Origin of the sequence: Psychrobacter sp. TWR1-1-1 (assembly GCF_049895865.1) — a bacterium.
Lineage (GTDB): Bacteria > Pseudomonadota > Gammaproteobacteria > Pseudomonadales > Moraxellaceae > Psychrobacter > Psychrobacter immobilis_A.
The window spans coordinates 1-1064 of the sequence record NZ_JAFCTE010000056.1; the positions used below are offsets into that span (position 1 = coordinate 1).

The 1064-nt window shown below is 47.2% G+C and carries 1 pseudogene and 1 other annotated feature; the pseudogene reads right to left on the minus strand.

Annotated features, from left to right (window positions below):
• Positions 1–1012: pseudogene (locus tag ACP69U_RS13825) on the minus strand (IS3 family transposase); the annotation flags it as partial.
• Positions 621–737, minus strand: a sequence feature (AL1L pseudoknot). (Overlaps the previous pseudogene by 117 nt.)
• Positions 1013–1064 lie beyond the last annotated feature (52 nt).

Below are 1064 nucleotides of genomic sequence, written 5' to 3' on the forward strand. Positions count from 1 at the left end.
GCCAAGGCATTGTCATAAGAATCCCCTGTTGTGCCAACAGAGGCAATCACACCAGAGTCCGTCATCTTATCTGTATAGCGAATGGATAAATACTGAACCCCTCTATCGCTATGATGAATCACATCTTTAGGATTATTCCTGTATGCAATGGCCTGATTGAGCGCTGCCATCACCATATCGGTGTTCATGCGATTAGACACCTTCCAGCCCACAATAGCGCGAGCAAACACATCAATAATAAAAGCCGTGTATACCCAGCCGCTAGTTGTCTTGATATAAGTGAAGTCCGAAACCCATAGCTGGTTAGGGCGGTGGGCGCTAAAGTTACGATTGACTAAATCATTCGCCCGCAGCTGATCATCACGACTATTGGTAGTAATCTTACTCTTACCGCGCCAAACTCCTTGCATACCGTGCTGCTTCATTAGTCGCTCAATAGTACAACGAGCGACATGAATGCCGTCTGCTTTCATCTGCTGCCATACTTTACGCACACCATAGCGGCACTTGCTATCCTGCCAGATGCGCCTGATCTCGCTGATGTAGAAGTCATCATGGTGGCAACGCAATGAGCGCTTGTGTGGGTTGTTGCTTAAGTCTTTAGCGCGATAATAGGTTGATTGGGCAATCGGTAATACTCGACAAATTGGCTCGACCCCATAGAGGTGTTTGTAATCATCAATAAACTGAGTCATTATTTCGGTGGGCGGCCGAGCTCCGCCTGGGCGAAAAAAGCAGCAGCCTTACGTATAATCTCATTGGCTTGCTTGAGTTCTCTATTCTCTCGTTCAAGTTCTTTGATGCGCTCTTTGTCACTTTGAGCCTGCACTGAGGCAGGAATGGTTTGATCAATGTGCTTTTTATGCCAAGATCGCAGTGTCTCAGGTGTACAGCCAATCTTTGACGCTATGGCTTGAATGGCTGACCATGTGGAAGGATAGTCGCTCGACGCTTCAATCAGCATGCGAACGGCGCGTTCTTTAATCTCAGGAGTGTAGGTTTGTCTTTTCATTGTCATATTCTCTCAGAATGTTGAGTCTCCGACAATCCCGGGGCGGTTCAAA